We start from the raw sequence: 18,709 nt of genomic DNA, 5'->3' as shown, positions 1-18,709 counted from the left end.
CGCGTCGCTGCGCCTGCCATGTGCCGCCGGCGGTGAACGCCGCCTCGTCGATCGCGCGGCGTCCAACCGATCGCACGAAGGGAGCCACTCAGGTGGCGGGAACCCGGACGCCTAGCGCCGCGCGTACGCGGCGATGCAGATCCCCGTCGCGGCCACACCGGCGGCAGCGACCAGCACTTGCGTGGCCGGCGCCCGGTTCCGCTGCGCGATGTCGTCCCCCTGCAGCGCGGGAATCCCTTCGGCCGAATCGTGTGGCTCGAGTGCGCTCGTCACGCTCCGCACACCCCGCACCCCGCTGACCGCCGTCAGCAGGTCGTCCATCTCGCGCGCCAGGATCGGTCCGCGAAGCGTGACGTTCCCCTGCGCGACCTCGACGTCGATGGCGCGCGGATGCGAACAGACGTGTCCCAGCCGGGCGCGGACCCGCTCCACCAGGCGGATGTCGTCCACGTCCTCCTCGTCCGTCAGGCGCCCGCGAGTTGCGGCGACCACGCCCGCCGTTCGGTTGGCGAGATCGCGCGCGGTCGCGTCGACGGCGTCCCGCGTCTTCCGTCCGGCGCGGATTACCTGATCCCTGACGAGCTTTCGCCGGCGCCGTCCGGCGCGCGGGTCGGCAATGAACGCCACGGCAGCTCCAAGACCGAAGCCGATCAACAAATCTCTGCTGGCCATTGAAAGACCTCCGAAACAGAGGCCTGCTCACTCGATAGCGCAGGAACCTCGCCCGGATCGATGCATATGACGCTCCACCGCTCTCCCCCTCCGCTCCTCCGTCCCGGTTTGACACCATCGACCGGGTTCAGCATCCTAGACAGGTGCCGAGGATCTGCAGGGTGCTGGCGTCGGTGGCAGTCACGCTGGCGCTCGGCGTTGGAAATCCGGCTGTCTGCGGCGGATGGCTGCCGACGCCGGAAGCGCGCATGGCGTGCTGCACGGAAGGCGCCGGCTGTCCGATGCACGAGGGACGCTCCCAGGCCTCGGGTTCGCATCACTCGTTGACCCAGGCTGAAGCGGACGCCTGCTGCGCCGCCTCGGAAGGCCAGCCGTCCAGCTCATCGACACCGTCGCTCGTCCGTCCGGCTGCGCCGGCCGTTCTGGGAGACGGCACGCCGCTCCCGCCGAGCGTTCCGGCGCTCGTGCTCAGCGACGGGTGGCGAACGACGTCCCCCCTCCCGGCCACACCGGTACCCAGGCACCTGCTCCTCTCGGTCTTCCTGGTTTAGCCACTTCACTGCCGTCGTGTCTCTGCCCGGGCTCGGAGTCCGGGCGCGCGGGCGCGCGCGTGTGAACGCGCGGCTGACGAGTGAGTGGCCATGATCAACCGACTGATAGACCTTGCCCTGAAGAACCGCTTCATCGTCGTCGCGCTGTACCTGGCCCTGGCCGGATGGGGCTGGTGGGCTCTCCGCGCGACGCCCATCGACGCGATCCCGGACCTCTCGGACAACCAGGTGATCGTGTTCACCGACTGGCCCGGGCACAGCCCGCAAGAGGTCGAGGATCAGGTCACCTACCCGCTCACGACCAACCTTCAGGGACTTGCAGGGATTCGCGTCGTCCGCTCGCAGTCCGCGTTCGGCTTCTCGATGGTCTACGCGATCTTCGAGGACGACGTCGATCTCTATTTTGCGCGGAGCCGGGTGCTGGAGCGCATGAGCCTGGTCGCCAAGGCGCTGCCGCCCGGAGTCGTGCCGACACTCGGGCCCGACGCGACGGGTGTCGGCCATGTGTTCTGGTACACGGTGGAGAGTCCCGCGCACTCGCTCCGAGAACTTCGCACCATCCAGGACTGGTTCATCCGCTATCAGCTCAACTCGGTGCCCGGCGTCGCGGAAGTCGCCTCGGTGGGCGGCCAGGTGCAGCAGTACCAGATCGACGTCGATCCCAACCGGCTGCGCGCCTACGACATTCCGCTGAGCGCGGTGGTCAGCGCCGTTCGCGGGAGCAACGTCAACGTCGGCGGCAACGTGCTCGAGTCGAACGGCGCCTGGCTGATCGTCCGCGGCGTCGGGCTCATTCAGAGCGTCGACGACGTGAAGCGGATTGTCGTCGGGGCCTCGAAGGGAGTGCCGGTCTACGTCGAGCAGGTCGCCGATGTGCAGGTGGGAAACGCGTTCCGAATCGCCTCGCTGGTGAAGGGCACCGACGAAGCGGTCGGCGGAGTCGTCGTGGCGCGAACCGGCGTCAACACGAAAGCGGTGATCGATGCGGTGAAGGCACGGCTCGCGCAGATCGCACCCGGCCTTCCGCCTGGCGTGCGGGTGGTCCCGTTCTACGACCGCTCGGATCTCATCGAACGATCCGTCGACACGCTCCGGACGGCGCTGATCGAAGAGATCCTGCTCGTGACGCTCGCCCACGTGGTGTTTCTTCTGCACTTCCGGTCGATTCTCATCGTCACGCTGCCGCTGCCGCTCGCGGTGTTGATGTCGTTTCTCGGCATGTACTACGCCGGCATCTCGTCCAACATCATGAGCCTGGCGGGAATCGCCATCGCGATCGGCGTCCTGGTCGACGCCGGGATCGTGGTGACGGAGAACGCCTTCCGGTTCGTCGAACAGCGCGGCGTCGATCCTCGCGACCGGCTGAAAGTCCGTGCAGTCGTTCGCGAATCGACGCGGCTCGTGGGGCGGCCGGTCTTCTTCTCCATGGCGATCATCCTGCTCGCCTTCGTGCCGGTCTTCGCGCTCACCGGCCAGGAAGGGAAGCTGTTTCATCCGCTCGCCTTCACCAAGACGTTTGCGGTGCTCGCCGCGACGGTGATCGCGGTCACGCTCGTGCCGGTCCTCTGCAGCCTCCTGCTCGGCGGCAGGTTCCACCCGGAAGAGGCCAACCCGGTCATGCGAGGCTTGCGGCGGGCGTACCGGCCGGCGCTCGACGCCGCGCTGAGGAACCGTGCGGCGACGATCGGCGTCGCGGGGCTGCTCTTCGCGGGGGCTCTCGCGCTGTCCACACGGATCGGCAGCGAGTTCATGCCGGCGCTGAACGAAGGGGACCTGATGTTCATGCCGATTGCCGACCCGAGCATCTCGCTGGCGCAGAACACCGAGATCGCCGCGCGGCAGAACGCCGCGCTCATGAAGTTCCCGGAAGTGGACTACGTCGTCGCCAAAGTGGCGCGCGCCGACACCTCCACCGACCCGGCGCCGCTCAACATGACGGAGACCATCGTCCATCTGAAGCCGCGCGCCCGGTGGCGGGATGGCATGACGCTGGATCGGCTGCGCGGCGAGATGAGCCAGGCGGTGCAGCTCCCGGGCGTCTCGAACATCTGGACGATGCCGATCATCAATCGCATCGACATGCTGACGACCGGCATCCGCTCCGAGGTCGGCGTCAAGATCTTCGGCACCGATCTGCGCGTGCTCGAGGATCTGGCGCGCAAGGTGGCGGAGTCAGTCCGGCAGGTGCCGGGCGCGGCCAACGTCTACCCGGAGCAGCTCACCAGCGGCCAGTATCTCAACATCGAGGTCGATCGCAGCGCCGCCGCGCGGTATGGCATCGGTGTCGGCGACATTCAGCAGGTCATCGAGAATGCCGTCGGCGAGACGACGCTGACGATGACCATCCAGGGGCGCGAGCGTTTTCCCGTGCGGGTGAGGTACGCGCCGCAGTACCGCGCGGATCCGCAGGCGCTCGGGAGCGTGCTGGTCGCCAGCGCCGGCGGGCCGCCGGTGCCGCTCGGCCAGGTCGCACGGATCCGGCACGCCCGCGGCCCCGCCATGATCTCGTCCGAGAACGGGCTGCTCCTGGCAACGGTTCTCCTGAACGTGCAAGGCCGGGACGTCGGCGGATTCGTCCGGGCGGCCCGCGCCGCGGTGGCGCGTGACGTTCCCCTGCCGTCGGGCTATTACGTCGGCTGGAGCGGCCGGTGGGAGAACCAGGAACGCGCCCGCCAGCGGCTGCAGATCGTTCTGCCGATCGTGCTGCTGATCATCTTCACGCTGCTGTACTTCACCTATCGTTCTCTCGCCGAAGCCGCGCACGTCCTCCTCGCAGTGCCGTTCGCGTTGAGCGGCGGCGTCTATTTACTCTGGCTGCTCGGCTACAACTTCTCCGTCGCGGTCTGGGTCGGCTTCATCGCGCTGTTCGGCACCGCCGTGCAGACCGGCGTGGTGATGGTGATCTACCTGGAGGAGGCGGTCGAACGGAAGCGACAGGAGCTGGAGGGCGCGTTGACCCGCGCCGCGCTTCGGGACGCGGTGGTGGAAGGTGCGTTGCTGCGGCTGCGTCCGAAGGTGATGACCGTGTCCACGGTGATCGCCGGCCTGCTGCCGATCATGTGGAGCACGCGCGCCGGCGCCGAGGTCATGAAGCCGCTGGCTGCGCCGGTGCTCGGGGGAATGGTGTCGTCCCTCGTTCACGTGCTGATCGTGACGCCGGTGATCTTCTTCTGGCTGCACGAGCGGCGGCTCGGGCTGCGGCAGCAGGCGCTGCCCGAGCCTGCTCGGCCGCGGGTACGGCGCCGGACGCTGGTCGCCGCACTCATTGCCGTCATGGTGGCGGCCGGATCGTTCGTCGTGTGGAAGGCGGCCGACCGCACCGGAGATCGAGCCGCCACCACGTCCGACCTCGCCGGTGTCGTTCAGACCGTCCGCGCCGGCGATCTCGAGATCGTCGTCCGGTCGGCAGGAGCGGCACTTCGCCAGGGCAGGAACCGGTTCACCATCGAGTTCCGCCGGCCCGGCGACGGCGCGCTCGTCGACGTCGGAACGGTCCGCGCGAGCGGCAACATGTCGATGCCGGGGATGGTGATGTCGAGCGGGCTGCGCGTCACCCCGAGCGGCGTGCCGGGCCGCTATATCGCGACGGCTGAATTCGGAATGGCCGGCACGTGGAACATGGCCCTCGAGTGGAACGGCCCGGCCGGTCAGGGTTCCGCGTCTTTTCAAGGGAGCGTGCAATGAAACGTCGAGCGACCGCCGCATTCGCGGCGACGTGCTGGCTCGCGGCGTCTGCGAGCGCCGCACAAACGGCGCCGGCCGCGTTCGTCGATCCGGCCAGCGGCCTCTCCCTCGATCAGGCAATCCAGCGCGCGCTGACGCAGGAGCCGTCCATCCGCGCCGCCCGGACGTCCGTCGACGCCGCGCGTGGGATGCGGCTTCAGGCCGGGCTGCGCAAGAACCTGTCGATATCGACCGAGCTGCGTGACGAGCCGGCAGGGACCGACCATCAAACGATGGTGAGCGTCGAGTGGCCGCTCGACCTGTTCCGCCGGACGGGGCGCGTGAACGTCGCCGACCGGGAGGTCGCGGCCGCCGAGCTGTTGGTCTCGGATCGCGAGCGGCTGCTGGCCGCCGACGTGCGGGCCCGCTACGGCGATGCGCTGGTCGCAGTCCGGGAGGCCGCGGTTCTCGACGATCTGGTCGCGGCCACGCGCCGTCAGGCGGATCTGCTGCGCGCACGTGTCGATCAGGGTGCGTCCCCTGCGCTGGAGCGCGACCTGATGGAGGTCGAGCTCCGCCGGCTTGAGGCCGATCGGCTGCTGCAGCTCGGCCGCGCCGAGCGCGCCATGTTCGAGCTCAAGCGGGCAATCGGCGCGCCGCCGGACGAACAGATTCGGCTGCGCGATGTGCTGGATGACGTGGTGAACCGGCAGGCGCCTGCGGCAACCGCCGGGACCGGCGCGGCAGAGGGTCGCGCTGACGTGCGTGAAGCACAGGCCCGCGTCGCAGTGGCGGATGCGCGAATCGACCGCGCGCGGCGAGAGGGTCGCGTGGACGTCAGCGTGTTCGCCGGATACACGCGCATGGACAGCGGCTTCTCGCAGATCGGTCTCTCACCGGCCGGCGGCGTCGAGCGAATCCGCGGCCAGTTTCAGTACGTCACCGGCGGCGTGATGGTCACCCTGCCCCTCTTCAACCGCAACCAGGGAGAGGTCGCCGCCGCACGGGCCGAACGCGCCGGCGCGGCCGCACTCCACGCGGCGGCAGCGCTGACCGCCGGCAGCGAAATTGCGGCGGCGCGCGCGCTGGACGAGCGCGCGCGGGACGCGGTGCGGATGTACGGAGCAGAGGCGCGGACGCTGGCGCGCCAGAACCTCTCGGTCGTTCAACAGAGTTACGGGCTCGGCCGCGCGACGATCTTCGAAGTGCTGAGCGAGCAGAAACGCTATCTCGATCTCGAGCGCGCCTACACCGGGACGCTGCGCGAGGCGTTCGAAGCCCGGACGGCTCTCAACCGGGCCCTTGGAGCGATGCAATGACTGAAGAGCGGCGGCTCCACGTCACCCGCGGCATGGCAGCGGCCGCGCTGCTGTCGACTCTGCTCGCCGGCGCGGGCGGGATGTACCTGTGGACGCGATCCCGCGAGGCTCCCGCGGGCGCTGGCGCAAACGCGCCGGCCGCGGACCCGCGTCCCAGCGCTGCAGCGGCGTCCCCGGCGGCGCGTCCGCCGGCCGCGGATGCCGTCGTCACGCTGACCAGGGACGCCGCCGATCGAGCAGGTATCGTGGTTACGCAGGTATCCGCAGGACCGGCGGCAGACAGCCTCCGGCTGCCGGGCGTGGTCGAGCCCAATGCGTATCGCCAGGTGACGGTCACGCCGCTGGTCGGCGGACGGGTCGTGAGCGTCGCGGCGCAGCTGGGCGAACGCGTGCGAAAGGGGCAGCCGCTCGCGAGGGTCTACAGTCCGGAGCTGGCCGAGGCGCGTTCGAAGTACGTCGCAGCCAGATCGATGCTCGAAGCGCACGATCGCGAGCTGCAGCGGACCGGGAAGCTGGTGGAGATCGGCGCCGCCAGCCGCCAGGAACTGGAACGGCTCCATGCCGAGCACGCCGCCCAGCTCGCAGAGGTGGAGAGCGCACGGTCGCGGCTCCGCCTGCTCGGCGCAGACGCCGAGAGAGCGCCTGCGCCGAACGCGCAGGATGCCGCGACCGCCAGCGTTCCCGCGCCCATCGACGGCGTGGTCACGGAACGCGCGGCGAACGCCGGCCTCAACGTCGATCCGGCGACGAAGCTGTTCACGATCGTCGATCTGTCGCAGGTCTGGATCGTGGCCGACGTGTACGAGCGCGATCTGCAGCGGATCCGCGAAGGGGCGCGGGCGACGGTTACCTCAACCGCCTTCCCCGAGCGCCCGCTGGAGGGGCGCGTCAGCTTCATCGATCCCCAGCTGAACCCGGCAACACGGACTGCAAGGCTTCGCGTCGAGGCGGCGAATCCGCGAGGCGATCTCCGGCTCGGGATGTATGCCGACGTGGCGATCGAGTCGGCGAGCGCCGCCTCCGTGCTCACCGTGCCAAAGGAAGCGGTTCAAACCGTCGGCGATCGACAGGTGGTCTATGTGTCCCTGGGAACCGATCCTCCGAGGTTTGTCGAGCGCGAAGTCCGGCTCGGACGGGTGCTCGGGGATCGGGTCGAGATCCTCGGCGGGCTGACGGCCGGCGACGCGGTCGCGTCGAAGGGCAGCTTCTTCCTGCGTGCGGAGGCGGAGCGCCTCGGCATCCGCGCGGCCCGGCCGTCGTCTCCCGCGGCGCGGACCCCGCAAGCGGCATCTCCGGCAGTGCAGGTCGCGAAGGTAGCGGTGACGGAGAAAGGGTTCGAACCCGCCAGGGTGACGCTGCGCGCCGGCGCTCCCGCTCGACTCACCTTCGTGCGGACGACCGACAAGACCTGCGCGACCGAAGTCGCGTTCCCCTCACTTGGCATCAGGCGCGGGCTCCCGCTGAACGAGCCGGTCGTCATCGATTTCACACCGTCGACATCCGGAGAGGTCGCATTCGTGTGCGGCATGAACATGCTGAAAGGGACGGTGGTCGTTCAATGAACAGCGGGTGAGAAGCGGCCGACATGCAGCATGCGGGCGGCCGCGAAGGCCAGCATCGCGCTCACGACGGTGGACAACGCGCCCAGCTTCAGCTCGTTCAGCAGGGGACCGGCAGGAATCACGGACGCGGCAAAGAACAGCGCGAACGTGAAGCCGCCCGAAGCGGCGAGCGAGACGACGATCAGTTCCCGCCAATGCAGGCGGACGGGCAGGCGCAGGCCGGCGGCCATCCCCGATGCGACGGCGATCAGGATGCCGGTCGGCCGGCCGATCAGCGCCGCCAGCAGGACCGCCCAGGCGCCCGGCATCTGCCCGGCGATGACCACGCCGCCATTCACCAGGCCGTACATCACCAGGACGACCTGGACGGTGTACTTGAAGATGTGCTCGAAGCGCCGCGGCGCGGCGCGCTGGGCCTCCGCGGACAGTCCGACGTACCGTGAGCGGTGCGGCAGGAACGGCACGACGGGCACCAGTGCCAGCGCCGGTTGAATCCCGCCCGCGTAGCACGCGATCCACGACATCGTCCCGCTCGTCGCCAGATACACCCACAGCCTCTCGACGCGTGCCGCGCGGAGTGCTGCCGCGACGCCGATCGCGGCGACCATCAGCAGGACGGCAAGCGGCAGCCGCTCGGGATTGGACGGATACCAGACGGCGATGCTGACGATGGCGATGGCGTCGCTGACGATCGCCATGATGACGAGGAAGCCGACCGGCCCGCGCCGCTGGCCGAAGATCGCCTTCGCGACGAAATACGCGAGCGCGACATCCTGCGCCGCTGCGACCGGCCACCCTTCCAGGAGCATGAACTCCGAACGCTCGCGCAGATAGAGCACGTACACGGCCGTGGCTCCGAGCACGCTCCCGACCGCGGCGACGATCGGCAGGAGCGTCCGTCGCCAGCGATGCAGCGCGCCTCCCGGCATCACCGCTTCCAGCGCTTCCTCGGTCACGAGGCCGACGAAGAACACCATGCCGATGTCGTTGACGATGAATCGCAGCGCATGAGCGAAGCGGAAGTAGCTCACCCCGGCGGCGTTGGCCCACACCAGCGCCACGAGCAGGCCGATCGGCAGCAGCAGGAAGCTGTCGATCAGGATGGTGAACAGCCCACGGGCCTTCATCGCCCGCCCCCGGTGGCCTCGCGCGCGCGCTTCCGGATGACGCCGGCGTCAACCGTGATGCCGGAGCGCGATACGGTCTGGAAGAACAGGTCGGCGCCGTTCACTTCGACGGCAGTGAACGTGTGCTCGCGATCGAACGACGCCGCCGTGGTCGGGCTCAGCCGCAGCGAGTGGACATCCTGTCCGCCAGAGCCGGTCACGAAGTACGCGATCCCCGCTTGCGGCGTGAGGCGCTCGTAGACATGGTCGTGGCCCGAGAACACCACGTCCACGCCATGGCGAACCAGCAGCGGTTCGAACAGCACTCGGAGTTCGAGCGCCGGACCGTGCTTCACGCCGTTGGAGTACAGAGGATGGTGGAAGTAGCAGATCTTCCAGTCCTCGCTCGAGTTGCGCAGCGCCTCATCGAGCCAGGCGAGCTCCGCCCGATCGGGACGGTTCGAGTCGAGCGCGAAGAACCGGACGTTCTTGAACGCGAACGTGTAGTACCGCCGGCCATTCATGTTCCAGCGGGGATAGGACCGGTTCGCCGGCTTGTCGTGGTTGCCGAGCGTCGCGAAGAACCGCACGCCGGCGGCGAGCAGGGCCTCGAACGGGCGCTCGAACTTCTCGGCAAAGTCGGCGGGGTCATCCTGGCTGCCGATGATGTTGTCGCCGGTCGTGATCACGAACTCGAAGGGAAAGCGCGCCCGGAACGCCGCCATCTGAGAGGCGACCTGGTACTCGAGCTCGTCGCCGGAGCCGAAATCGCCAAGTACGGCGAATCTCACCGAGCCCGTCCTGTTCGGCAGGGTGACGTCGACGGCGCTTGCGATCTGCACGCCTGCAACCGAGATCAGCGCCACCAGGAATCGGCCGAAGGGCCGCACCACGTGCGACGTCGACATCACCGCGACACCTGTCACCGGGGCTGCAAGACGCTGGCCCCGTGACGGCCGCCGGCCGAGGTCACGCAGGCGCCGGTCAGGCGCGATTCAGGGGACGCACGCGGCTGCGCATGGGGAGAATTCCACGGTCACCGCGGGATCTTCCGGCGGGCCGGCGCCGGTTCCGTTCGTTCCGTCATCACTGGTGGCTCATCCAGGACACGCGGCAGCGACACGGTCACTTCGAGCCCGGCGCCCGCCGCCGGCGGTGCGAGCCGGAGCGTCCCCCGATGCAGATCGACGATCCGCTGCACGATCGACAGCCCCAGCCCGCTGCCGGGCGGCTTGGTCCCGGCAGGCCGATGGAAACGACGACCGGCGCGCTCGCGCTCCTCTGCCGACATCCCCGGCCCGCCATCCCTCACCCGGACGCGCGCCTCCGTGCCGCCGGGCGGGACGTCGAGGTCGATGTCGACCTTCGTGCCCGGCGCGCTGTAGCGAATCGCGTTGTCGACGAGATTTCGGAACAGGACTCCCAGAAGGCCGTCATCGCCGAGCACGACCGCGGGACGCGGCGCGCGGAACGCGACGTCGATCCGTTTGAGGAGGGCGGCCGGCGCCAGGTCGGCGACGGCCGCTGTCAGCACGCCTGTCAGTTGAACTGCGGCCGGCTGAAACGAGACCGCGTCCGGGGCCAACCGGGCGAGCGTCAGCATCTGCTCGACAACGTGCGCCGCGCGATCGCACCCGGCCATCACCCCGTCCAGTGCGTGCGTCCGTTCGACATCGCTGGTGGCGCCGCGAGCAACCTGCGCCTGCGCCCGAATGCCGGCGAGCGGCGTCCGGAGCTCGTGCGCCGCGTCAGCCGTGAAGCGGCGCTCCTGCTCGATCATTCCTTGAACGCGCGCGAACAGGTGATTGAGGTTCGTCACCAGCGCACCGATCTCCGACGGCGCGTCGGCCACGTCGAGCGGCGTCAGGTTATCGGCCTCTCTCGCGGCGACTTGCCGGTTGACGTGGGTCAGCGACTGTGTGGCCCGGCCGATCGCCGCCCAGATCACGACGCCCAGAACGGGCAGAGTGACGGCGAGCGGCACGATGAAGTTGCGCGCGACTGCCGTCGCCAGCTCGCCGCGCTCGCGGTCCTGCTCGGCCACCTGCACGAGCACGCGGCGGCGTGCGTCCCATGTACTGAAGACGCGCCAGCTCGAGCCGCCGATTGTCGCGTCGCTGAATCCGTCAGTCACAGAGGAGAGCGGCCGGTCCGGCGCGTGCTGCGAGTGCAGGCCGAGGCTCGTGCCGTCCTTCCAGACCTGGAACATGACACGGCGTCCGTAGCGGTGCAGCACCGGCGCGTGTTCGGTGTCGACTTCGTCGTCCTCCTCGTGCCCGTCCCGCTGCACGCTGATGAGCGATGCGGTCTGCGCGAGATGCGCGTCGAGCACCTCCGCCACTTCATGCCGGGCGTCCCGGAAACTGACCGCCGCGGCGGCAATCCACGCCAGCGACACGGCGGCCAGGAGCAGGACCAGGAGCTGACGCCGAACCGAGCGTCGACGCGGTCTACGCATGGCCGCCTCGCGGCACCACATAACCCACCCCGCGGATCGTCTTCACGACGTCCGCGCCGAGCTTGCGCCGGAGGTGGTGCACGTGGACCTCGACGGCGTTGCTCTCGATCTCCTCGCCCCAGCGGTACATCCGCTCCTCGAGCTGTTCGCGCGACAGCACGCGGCCGGCGTTGAGCATCAGCTCCTGGAGGAGCGCGAATTCCCTGGGCTGCAGATCGATGACATGCCCGCCGCGCGTGACAGTCCTCGCGGCCGGGTCGAGCACCACGTCCCCGATCTGCAGGCGCGGCGCGGACTCCCCTTTCGAGCGTCTGACCAGCGCGCGCAGCCTGGCCGCGAGCTCGTCCAGGTCCGTCGGTTTGACCACGTAATCGTCGGCGCCGCTGTCCAGGCCCTTGATCCGATCCTGAACGGCATCACGCGCCGTCAGGATCAGCACGGGAACACGATTGCCGCGGGCGCGCTCGGCCTGCAGGAGCTCGGGTCCGCTCAGCCCGGGAAGTCCGAGGTCGAGGACGATGGCCGCGAACGCCTGCGTGCGAAGAGCGGTCTGCGCGTCACGCCCATCCTGCACCCAGTCCGGCTCGAAGCCGCGCTGCTTCAATCCGGCCGCGAGAGCGTCACCGAGCAGCGGGTCGTCCTCGACGATCAGCACACGCATGTCGTCTCCTGGTCAGGCGAGCATCGCCCGGAGGCGCTCCGTGGCAAGGACCCTGTAGAACGTCAGAAATATCACGACGGATGCGGTCGTCATGTAAAGGACGTTGGCCCAGGCCGTCGTCCGTTCCGTGCCGAGGAGGAGGCCGTGCGCGAACGCCAGCCAGAACGCGGCGAAGCTCGCATAGTGCAGCCGGCGCCACGCGCGCCCTCCGATATGACGCCGGACGTGGAAACTGGCGATGAGCAGGAGAGAGAGCCACGCCGCGATCTGTCCGAACGCCACCAGCACGGGTTCGTAGTTGCCGGCGAGGGGCAGGATGATCGCCTGGAGCGGAAAACTCATGTATCGATCGCCCATCAGCACGAAGCCGTGAAAACAGCCGAAGCCGAGGCCGACGACACCGAGGAACTGGTGGGCGTCGAGCAACTGGGGCGGACGCATCCACCTGCGCCCCATTCCGGTGCTCAGCAGCAGGCCCCATGCCACCGATCCCCACAGCAGCAGATAAGCGACAAACCCGGAAGCGCGGCTCAGATACCAGAAGGACGTCGTCCCTTCGCCAAGCCCGGTCGCACCGGCGCCGACAGCGAAGCCGCCGGCCGCCAGGGTCACACCGGCGGCGGCACTCGCGAGCAGGGCTCCCGGCGAAATCTCATTCACGTCAGACACGATGGAGCGAGGCATGGCTCTCCACCTCTTCCCAGGGGAATTCGCCGACGATGATGTCGCGGCCGTCCATGGTGGTCAGCCACGCGCCCAGGCTGCGCTGCCGAAGGTAGGACGCGCCAGGGACGCTGCCGAGGACGAGCGTCACCTTGGCGGCGACATCCGCGATCATCGCGGTCCGTGCGCGCACGGTCACGGAATGCAGGTCGCTTCCGGCGGACGTTCCCGTCCGCGGGTCGATCACGTGATGCAGCATCCTCGTGCCGCGCTGCCAGCGGCGTCCGCCGACACTGCTGGTGGCAAGCGCCCCGTCACGCAGCCGGACGACGGCGCGATCTCGTTCCGGATTGAACGCATCCTGCACGCCGATCGGCCATGGGTCGCGGTCGGGCCTGCCGGCGACACGCAAGTCTCCGCCGGCATCGACGAGAGTTGGACCGAGCGGCGCGAGCGCGAGCGCCACCTGGTCGACGGTCCAGCCTTTCGCAATGCCCCCCAGGTCCAGGGCGAGATCGCCGGGCAGCGAGACCGACCGCGCCGCACTGTCCAGCCGGACACGGCGCCACGAGCCGAACGCCGCCGCCGGATCCCCCTCCACAGGGCCAGCCGCACGGATCGCCTCGAAGCTGCGGTCGTAGCCAATCCGCTCCAGGCTGCGGAGGATGGTGGGGTCGTAGATGCCGCCGCTCTCGTGCGCCGCGTGGAGTGCAGACACGAGCACGGTCCAGAGGATGGGTGACACGGTTCGCGGTCCTTGCCCTGACGCGCGGTTCAGTTCGCTGAGCGCCGATGCGGGGCGGAACCGGCTCAACTCCGCGTCCACGGCGTGAAAGAACTCCTCCGCCCGGCGCATTGCCGGGGCCACGGCGGCCCCATGCTTCGCATCCGCGCAGCAGAGCCAGACGCCGACGCCGGTGTTCATCGCACGGAAAAGATGTTCGTGCAGCATGACGGTCACGAGCGGCGCGTGCGCGTCACGGGCCGCTGAAACATCGGCTTCTGCGGCATGGCCGGCACCGGGCGGGCGCTCGGAACGCGGCGCCGTTCGGAGCCGTCGGCGCGCACGACCGGCGCGCCGCGAACCGGCATCGCCGTCTCGGGCACGACGAACGCGCTGCCGGCGGGCGGTTCGCCGCGCGCGGATGCCATCCATCCGAGCGCCGTCGCCGCCAGGCCGATCAGGAGCACGCACGCTTTCCACCACTCGCCGCTCGCAGTCTGGGCGCCGGTGGGTTTCTGAACCGGAGTCACGATCCCCTTCCTTCACTCGTCGTGTGACTCGCGGCGGCGAGGCCGGCGTTCGCGGCGATCGTCGTCCTCGTCGTGGCCGGTGTACCCGCCGTCGCCGCCGCGTACGGAGGCGAGCTGGCGCGGCGGCGATTGCAGCGTGCGGATCTGTGCATACGCCTCGTCGAGCGCCCGGTACGCGTCCTCGAGTCGCTGCCGATAGACCGCGGTCTCGTCCGGAACCGGAGCGGCAGGCGATGGTTGAGCGGGTTGGAGCGGCGCGCTCGCGGCAGCCATCTCGCGGCTTGCCGCGTCGGCTCCGGTTCGCAGCCAACCGTTACGGAACCCCACGGCCAGCGTCACGCCGCCCAGGACGAGCAGCGTGAGCAGACCGGAGATGATGACGACGGATCGACTCGGTGGAAGTTGCATGGCCACACTCCTTGGGCTGACGCATCGACGTCAGTCTGAGGGAGGAACCTTATGGCTTCCTTAACACCGTCAGTCGGCTGCCGCCGGCAATGAGATCGTCCCCGCGAACGACCCGGAAGTGGTGAGCGTGATGGCACTTGCCACGCGTTCGACGATGAAGCGGCCATGCGCGCCTGCGAATCGGCCCGTCCCTCCGGTAATGGTGTGGATGTCCGTGATGCTGAACTCACCGGGCGTCCCGGTTGGCTGACCCGACGCCTCGATCGTCGTATCGAAGCTGTCTCCGTTGGCGGCCACCCAGTGGGAAGTTCCCACGGCCGTCAAGGTCGCGAAGGTGAGCGTCACGCGCTCGGTGAACGAGAACTGGCCAAGATGCGTGGCGGTCCCGCCGCCTTCGGTCGTGACGACGATGGTCGTGGGGGTGGGATCCGAGTCGACATCGGTGCCTCGCATCGTGCCGGTGAGAGGCACCCGCGGCGTTGCGGCAGCCGCGACGGCCGGCGGTGAGGACGTGAGAGATGCGCCGGCGGACGCGACGGATGTCGGCCCGGCTGGTGCTGCGCCCTGACTGCACCCGCCGAGCAGCAACGCAGCACCGATGAACACGACGGCAGTGAACGAGGAACCCATTGCAGCCTCCTTTTTGTGCTTGGTGGAACCCGCACACGGGACGCGGGCGGGATTGGAACGGGGAAATCGGTCCCCGTTCGAATAAAGGCGTAAGATCCGCCTCGAAGGGATCACCCCGGTTTTCACCTGATGCACAAGCCCGATGTCAGCGGACTGCTCCGCGCCTGGAGCGACGGCGATCGGGGCGCCCTTCAGGCGCTCACGCCCGTCGTCTACGAGGAGCTGCACCGTCTCGCCCGCCGCTACATGCGTCGCGAGTGTTCAGGGCACAGCCTGCAGGCCACCGCGCTGGTAAACGAGGCCTACATGCGCCTGGCCGACTGCACGCGCATGCAATGGCAGGATCGCGCCCACTTCTTTGCCGTGTCGGCGCAGGTCATGCGGCGCATCCTCGTGGACCACGCCCGGCGGCGCAACGTCAAGCGCGGCCGCGGTCTCCACCACGTATCGCTCGACGACGTCGTCGTCGTCGCGGCCGGCCGGGAGGCCGAAATGGATCTCGCGGCGCTGGACGACGCGCTGCTCGCCCTCGCGCAGATGGATCCGCGAAAAGCCGGCATCGTCGAGATGCGTTTCTTCGGAGGGCTGACGGAGGAGGAGATCGGCAAGGTCCTGAAGCTGTCGACCGGCACGATCAAACGCGAGTGGCGTGCGGCAAAGGCGTGGCTGCATCAGGAATTGACCCGTTGATCCGGCCCATGGACGCCGAACGCTGGAAACGCGTCGAAGGCCTGTTCCAGGCCGTACTGGATCTGCCGCCTGATCAGCACGAGGCCTATTTGAAGCGGCAGTGCGCCGGCGACGCTGCCCTCGAGCGGGACGTCCGTGCGCTGCTGCAGTCCGCGGGCGAGGCCGGCGGCTTCCTGTCCGAGCCCGCGCTGGCGGTTGCCGCGAGAGTCGTGGCCGGCGAACAGCCCGGGCAGGTGATCTCCCATTACCGCATCATCGAGAAACTGGGCGGCGGCGGCATGGGCGTCGTCTACAGAGCCGAAGACACGCGGCTGCACCGGTTCGTCGCGCTGAAGTTTCTCGCGCCGGTGTTCGCGGAGGAGGCCGACGCGCTGGCTCGATTCCGCCGCGAGGCGCGAGCCGCATCGGCATTGAATCATCCCAACATCTGCACGGTTCACGACATCGGCGAACAGGACGGCCGTCCGTTCCTGGTGATGGAATGCCTCGAAGGGACAACGCTGAAGCATCGCATCGCCGGACGCGCGATCGACCTCGACCTGCTCTTGACGATGGGCATCGAGATCGCCGATGCGCTCGAGGCTGCGCACGAGGCCGGGATCGTCCACCGCGACATCAAGCCGGCGAATCTGTTCGTCACCGGTCGAGGCCATGCAAAGGTCCTCGACTTCGGCCTCGCCAAGGTCCGTGCAGTCGGCGGCGCCGAGGCCGCAGCGACCGTGACGGCGATCTCCGGCTTGACCAGTCCGGGAAGTCCGCTGGGAACGATCGCGTACATGTCGCCGGAGCAGGTGCGGGCGCAGGAGCTGGATGCCCGCACCGACCTGTTCTCGTTCGGCATGGTGTTGTACGAAATGGCGACCGGTGTGCCGCCGTTTCAGGGCGGCAGCCCAGGGCTGATCTTCGACGCCATCCTGAATCGCGCCCCCGCGCCGCCGAGCCAGGTGAATCCGGGGCTGCCGCAGGAACTGGAGCGCATCATCGGCAAGTGCCTGGAGAAGGATCGCGAGCGCCGCTATCAGCACGCCAGCGAGATCCGAACCGACCTCCAGCGGCTGCAGCGCGATCGTGGGGCGCGGTTCGAGACCGGCGCACCAGCGGAACAGCGGCCGATGCTCGGGCGGCGCCGCGCGCGCTGGCTGTCGATCGGCGCCGTCGTCCTCGTTGCCGCCGTGGTCACGGCCGCCATGTACGGGGGAGGTCCCGCAAAACTCACCGACAAGGACACGCTCGTCATCGCGGACTTCACCAACCGCACGGGAGATCCGGTGTTCGACGGAACGTTGCGGCAGGGCCTGGCCGTCCAGCTGGAGCAGTCCCCGTTTCTCGGCCTGGTGTCGGATCAGCGCATCCGCCGGACGCTGCCGTTGATGAACCTGCCCGAGGACGCGCCCCTGACTCCCGAGCTCGCGCAAGCGGTGTGCGTGCGGACGGCGAGCGCGGCCGTGATTGCCGGATCGATCGCGACGCTCGGCAGTCAGTACGTCCTCGGCCTGCGCGCGACGAACTGCACGACCGGCGACATTCTCGCCGACGAGCAGGCGCAGGCGGCGCGGAAAGAGGACGTCCTGAGCACGTTGAGCCGGATCGCGACGGTGGTGCGGACGCGGGTTGGAGAATCGCTCGCCACCATCGAAGAACATTCGACCCCGCTCGAGGAAGCGACGACCCCGTCGCTGGAAGCGCTGCAGGCCTACAGCGCCGGATGGAAGGCGGTCATCTCGGGCGGGTGGATGAAGGGTCACCCGCTCTATCAGCGCGCCGTCGAGATCGATCCGGGTTTCGCCATCGGTCACGCGCAGGTCGGGTTCGGGTACAGCGTCATCGGCGAGTCGGCGCTGGCGCGGCCGAGCATCATGAAGGCCTACCAGCTGCGCGGCCGGGCCAGCAATGTCGAGCGCTTCTTCATCGAGACGCTGTACGAGCGCGATGTCACGGGCAATCTCGCGCGGGAACAACGTACGCTCGAATCGTGGGCCGGGACCTACCCGCGCGACGCGCGCCCCCACGGACTGATCTCGGGGCTCGCGTTGTCGAGCACGGGGCAGTACGAGATGGCCATTGCCGAAGCGGACAAGGCCATCGCGCTGGATCCTGATTTGACGCCGGCGTACCACAACAAGGCGTTCAATCAGCTCCGCCTGAATCGCCTGGAGGAGGCGCTGCTGACGCTCCGCGTCGCACGTGAGCGCAAACTGGAGTTTTCCGACTCGCTGCTGACGGAGTATTTCGTCGCGTTCCTGAAGGGGAACGAAGGGGAGATTGGACGGACGGCAGGAATGGCGCGGGCCAACCCCGGCACCGCGGACATGATCGGCCACCTGGAAGCGCTGGCGCTGGCTCGCGCCGGGCGGCTGCAGGAAGCGCGGCGCATGTCAGCCGTTCCGGTCGAGATCGCGCAGCGCGCCGGCCGCCGAGAACGCGCCGGCCTGTTCGAAGCGGGGAGAGCCGTGTCGGAGGCCTGGTACGGAAACGCCGCCGCCGCCCGGCGGAGCGCCGGCGCAGCGCTCGCGCTCGGCAAGGGCCGCGACGTGTCGTATGCGGCGGCGTTCGCCCTTCTTCTCGCCGGCGACCTGGCACAATCACGAGCGCTGGCCGATGATCTCGCCCGCGGGTTTCCCGAAGACACGTCGGTTCAGTTCATGTACCTGCCGACGCTGCGCGCCCTGTTCGCCTTGAACGATCGGGACGCGGCAGGCGCACTCCAGGCGCTGCAGATCGCCGCGCAGCACGACCTGGCGCTCGGTGCCATCGGTTTCGTCGGCCGCTTCGGCGGGCTGTACCCGGTCTACGTTCGCGGAGTGTCGTATCTCGCCGCCGGTCGACCCGCGGAAGCGGCGGCGGAATTCGAACGCATCCTCGCCCATCGCAGCATCGTCCTCGTCGATCCGATGGACGCGATGGCGCGGCTGCAATTGGCGAGAGCGCGGGCGCTCTCCGGCGAGAAGGCGAAGGCGAAGAGCGCGTACGAGGATCTCCTGACGCTGTGGAGGAATGCCGACGCGGATATCCCGGTCATCAGGCTGGCGCGGGCGGAATACGCCAGACTGCGCGACTGACGGATCCGGCAGC

General features: G+C 68.9%; 15 protein-coding genes. 5 read left to right on the top strand and 10 right to left on the bottom strand.

Features of this window, described 5'->3' with window-relative positions:
* Positions 1 to 111 precede the first annotated feature (111 nt).
* Positions 112 to 672 (bottom strand): hypothetical protein, encoded by a 561-nt coding sequence (locus tag VFK57_13110; GenBank protein HET7696646.1) that lies wholly within the window; start codon positions 670 to 672, stop codon positions 112 to 114.
* Between the two features lie 641 nt (positions 673 to 1,313).
* Between VFK57_13110 and VFK57_13105 the strand changes: the two genes are divergently transcribed.
* From VFK57_13105 to VFK57_13095, 3 genes are read left to right on the top strand one after another with little or no spacing between them, the layout of a single operon-like run.
* Positions 1,314 to 4,907 carry a CusA/CzcA family heavy metal efflux RND transporter gene (locus tag VFK57_13105; protein HET7696645.1) on the top strand — a complete coding sequence of 1,198 codons (3,594 nt, stop codon included), beginning with the start codon at positions 1,314 to 1,316 and terminating at the stop codon, positions 4,905 to 4,907.
* Positions 4,904 to 6,205, top strand: a complete 1,302-nt coding sequence (locus VFK57_13100) for a TolC family protein (GenBank protein HET7696644.1) — start codon at positions 4,904 to 4,906, stop codon at positions 6,203 to 6,205. The genes VFK57_13105 and VFK57_13100 overlap by 4 nt, the downstream gene beginning before the upstream one ends.
* Positions 6,202 to 7,767, top strand: coding sequence for an efflux RND transporter periplasmic adaptor subunit (locus VFK57_13095; protein HET7696643.1), 1,566 nt, complete (start codon positions 6,202 to 6,204; stop codon positions 7,765 to 7,767). The genes VFK57_13100 and VFK57_13095 overlap by 4 nt, the downstream gene beginning before the upstream one ends.
* Here VFK57_13095 and VFK57_13090 read toward each other — a convergent pair.
* The 9 genes from VFK57_13090 to VFK57_13050 form a co-directional block, all read right to left on the bottom strand.
* Positions 7,761 to 8,894, bottom strand: a complete 1,134-nt coding sequence (locus VFK57_13090) for a Na+/H+ antiporter NhaA (protein HET7696642.1) — start codon at positions 8,892 to 8,894, stop codon at positions 7,761 to 7,763. The genes VFK57_13095 and VFK57_13090 overlap by 7 nt on opposite strands.
* Entirely contained in the window at positions 8,891 to 9,781 is an 891-nt protein-coding gene (locus VFK57_13085; GenBank protein HET7696641.1) for a metallophosphoesterase, read from the bottom strand. Before VFK57_13085 ends, VFK57_13090 begins: the two co-directional genes overlap by 4 nt.
* A gap of 128 nt (positions 9,782 to 9,909) precedes the next feature.
* Positions 9,910 to 11,331, bottom strand: coding sequence for an ATP-binding protein (locus tag VFK57_13080; protein HET7696640.1), 1,422 nt, complete (start codon positions 11,329 to 11,331; stop codon positions 9,910 to 9,912).
* A complete protein-coding gene (locus VFK57_13075) occupies positions 11,324 to 11,992 on the bottom strand; it encodes a response regulator (protein HET7696639.1) in 669 nt (222 codons plus the stop codon). Before VFK57_13075 ends, VFK57_13080 begins: the two co-directional genes overlap by 8 nt.
* Positions 11,993 to 12,004: 12 nt before the next feature.
* Complete coding sequence (locus tag VFK57_13070; GenBank protein HET7696638.1) at positions 12,005 to 12,661, bottom strand: hypothetical protein; 657 nt, start codon at positions 12,659 to 12,661, stop codon at positions 12,005 to 12,007.
* Positions 12,654 to 13,580 carry an FAD:protein FMN transferase gene (locus VFK57_13065; protein HET7696637.1) on the bottom strand — a complete coding sequence of 309 codons (927 nt, stop codon included), beginning with the start codon at positions 13,578 to 13,580 and terminating at the stop codon, positions 12,654 to 12,656. Before VFK57_13065 ends, VFK57_13070 begins: the two co-directional genes overlap by 8 nt.
* Before the next feature lie 32 nt (positions 13,581 to 13,612).
* Positions 13,613 to 13,909: a hypothetical protein gene (locus tag VFK57_13060; protein ID HET7696636.1), complete on the bottom strand. Its 297-nt coding sequence runs from the start codon at positions 13,907 to 13,909 to the stop codon at positions 13,613 to 13,615.
* 12 nt (positions 13,910 to 13,921) lie between these two features.
* Entirely contained in the window at positions 13,922 to 14,317 is a 396-nt protein-coding gene (locus VFK57_13055) for a hypothetical protein (GenBank protein HET7696635.1), read from the bottom strand.
* Between the two features lie 69 nt (positions 14,318 to 14,386).
* The gene (locus VFK57_13050; protein HET7696634.1) at positions 14,387 to 14,947 is read right to left on the bottom strand and encodes a hypothetical protein; all 561 of its coding nucleotides are present in this window, start codon (positions 14,945 to 14,947) and stop codon (positions 14,387 to 14,389) included.
* Between the two features lie 129 nt (positions 14,948 to 15,076).
* Between VFK57_13050 and VFK57_13045 the strand changes: the two genes are divergently transcribed.
* Together VFK57_13045 and VFK57_13040 are read left to right on the top strand one after the other, a co-directional pair.
* Positions 15,077 to 15,637 carry an ECF-type sigma factor gene (locus VFK57_13045; GenBank protein ID HET7696633.1) on the top strand — a complete coding sequence of 187 codons (561 nt, stop codon included), beginning with the start codon at positions 15,077 to 15,079 and terminating at the stop codon, positions 15,635 to 15,637.
* Positions 15,634 to 18,696, top strand: a complete 3,063-nt coding sequence (locus VFK57_13040; protein ID HET7696632.1) for a protein kinase — start codon at positions 15,634 to 15,636, stop codon at positions 18,694 to 18,696. Before VFK57_13045 ends, VFK57_13040 begins: the two co-directional genes overlap by 4 nt.
* The last annotated feature ends 13 nt before the right edge of the window (positions 18,697 to 18,709 follow it).

Source organism: Vicinamibacterales bacterium, assembly GCA_035699745.1.
GTDB lineage: Bacteria > Acidobacteriota > Vicinamibacteria > Vicinamibacterales > 2-12-FULL-66-21 > JAICSD01.
Note: the sequence above shows the minus strand (reverse complement) of the source record. Positions and strands in the feature narration are given on the sequence as shown.

Coding starts and splice junctions, on each gene's coding strand:
- VFK57_13110 (HET7696646.1), bottom strand. CDS start 672: ATGGCCAGCAGAGATTTGTTGATCGGCTTCGGTCTTGGAGCTGCCGTG.
- VFK57_13100 (HET7696644.1), top strand. CDS start 4,904: ATGAAACGTCGAGCGACCGCCGCATTCGCGGCGACGTGCTGGCTCGCG.
- VFK57_13055 (HET7696635.1), bottom strand. CDS start 14,317: ATGCAACTTCCACCGAGTCGATCCGTCGTCATCATCTCCGGTCTGCTC.
- VFK57_13075 (HET7696639.1), bottom strand. CDS start 11,992: ATGCGTGTGCTGATCGTCGAGGACGACCCGCTGCTCGGTGACGCTCTC.
- VFK57_13045 (HET7696633.1), top strand. CDS start 15,077: ATGCACAAGCCCGATGTCAGCGGACTGCTCCGCGCCTGGAGCGACGGC.
- VFK57_13050 (HET7696634.1), bottom strand. CDS start 14,947: ATGGGTTCCTCGTTCACTGCCGTCGTGTTCATCGGTGCTGCGTTGCTG.
- VFK57_13065 (HET7696637.1), bottom strand. CDS start 13,580: ATGAACACCGGCGTCGGCGTCTGGCTCTGCTGCGCGGATGCGAAGCAT.
- VFK57_13085 (HET7696641.1), bottom strand. CDS start 9,781: ATGTCGACGTCGCACGTGGTGCGGCCCTTCGGCCGATTCCTGGTGGCG.
- VFK57_13090 (HET7696642.1), bottom strand. CDS start 8,894: ATGAAGGCCCGTGGGCTGTTCACCATCCTGATCGACAGCTTCCTGCTG.
- VFK57_13095 (HET7696643.1), top strand. CDS start 6,202: ATGACTGAAGAGCGGCGGCTCCACGTCACCCGCGGCATGGCAGCGGCC.
- VFK57_13080 (HET7696640.1), bottom strand. CDS start 11,331: ATGCGTAGACCGCGTCGACGCTCGGTTCGGCGTCAGCTCCTGGTCCTG.
- VFK57_13105 (HET7696645.1), top strand. CDS start 1,314: ATGATCAACCGACTGATAGACCTTGCCCTGAAGAACCGCTTCATCGTC.